The sequence below is a fragment of the Streptomyces sp. NPDC050636 genome (genome assembly GCF_040654775.1).
GTDB lineage: Bacteria > Actinomycetota > Actinomycetes > Streptomycetales > Streptomycetaceae > Streptomyces.
Genome location: NZ_JBFAIP010000275.1, coordinates 1 through 1,164, shown reverse-complemented (window position 1 = coordinate 1,164; position 1,164 = coordinate 1). Strand labels below are relative to the sequence as shown.

The following is a 1,164-nucleotide window of genomic DNA, read 5'->3' as shown; positions in this document are numbered from 1 at the left end:
GTTCGCGCGTGCCTCGGCGGCGGCCCGGTGCAGAGCCGTCAGGCTCCCCAGCGAACCGCTCACGCCGGCTACGACGCGCCGAGTGCCGGGTCCGCCCATGGGGCCACGCTCCTTGTCCTGTGCCGCGTTTCCGTCTCGCGTTGCTGTCTCGGTTCATCGAAATGTCGCCCATGGAGCGGTCACGACTTGTTGGCGCTTCCCATACGCGGTGAGGGGAGACCCTGACGGCTCCATGACGAAACCGGGTAACCGGGGCAAGACGACACCGGGCAAGAGAGGGAAGTGGACCAGCATCCGTTCACCGGCGGGGCACCGCACGAACAGCACCGGGGGAGCAAGCCCCCGGCGGAGGGATCAGAGTTGCGTCAACGTCTTCGACCGCCATCACGGTATTTGCCGCCGTGAAGTGACGATGCTCCTAAGAACCTCGCACGCCGTCCGGCGCCGTGCCGTAAGACACCCTTCGCGGTGCCGCCCGGCGTGCCGCATTGCCGAAGAGGGATACGTGGAGGAGTACGTAATGGCGCGGGCCAGCGGTGCGACCGACGGGCCGGGCTCGCGTCCCGGCAGACTCAAGGTCTTTCTCGGGGCTGCTCCCGGGGTGGGCAAGACCTACCGGATGCTGGACGAGGGGAAGCGCCGTGCCGCGCGCGGCACGAACGTCGTGGTGGCCTTTGCGGAGTGTCATGGTCGTGCGTCCACCGAGGCGATGCTCGAAGGGCTCGACGTGCTGCCGCGGGTGGTGCGCAGGCACGGGGGCACGGACTTCGGCGAACTCGACCTGGATCGGGTGCTGGCGCTGCGTCCGCAGGTGGTGCTCATCGACGAGCTCGCCCATACCAACGCGCCGGGCTGCCGGAACGCCAAACGCTGGCAGGACATCGGGGAGCTTCTCGATGCCGGGATCGCTGTCGTGACCACGCTGAACATCCAGCACCTGGACTCTCTCAGCGATGTGGTCGAGAAGATCACCGGCGTCCCGCAGTACGAGACCGTGCCCGACGAAGTCGTCCGCCGCGCGGACGAGATCGAGTTGGTCGACCTGCCGGCCGAGGGGCTGCGGCGCCGTATGGCGCACGGCAACATCTACCCGCCGGAGAAGGTCGACGCGGCTCTGTCGCGCTACTTCCGGGTCGGGAACCTCACCGCGCTTCGGGAGTTGGC

1 pseudogene is annotated in these 1,164 nt (G+C 68.2%); it reads left to right on the top strand.

The features are described 5' to 3' along the window. Positions 1-520: 520 nt before the first annotated feature. Positions 521-1,164 (top strand): annotated as a pseudogene (locus AB0I10_RS41230) (histidine kinase); the annotation flags it as partial.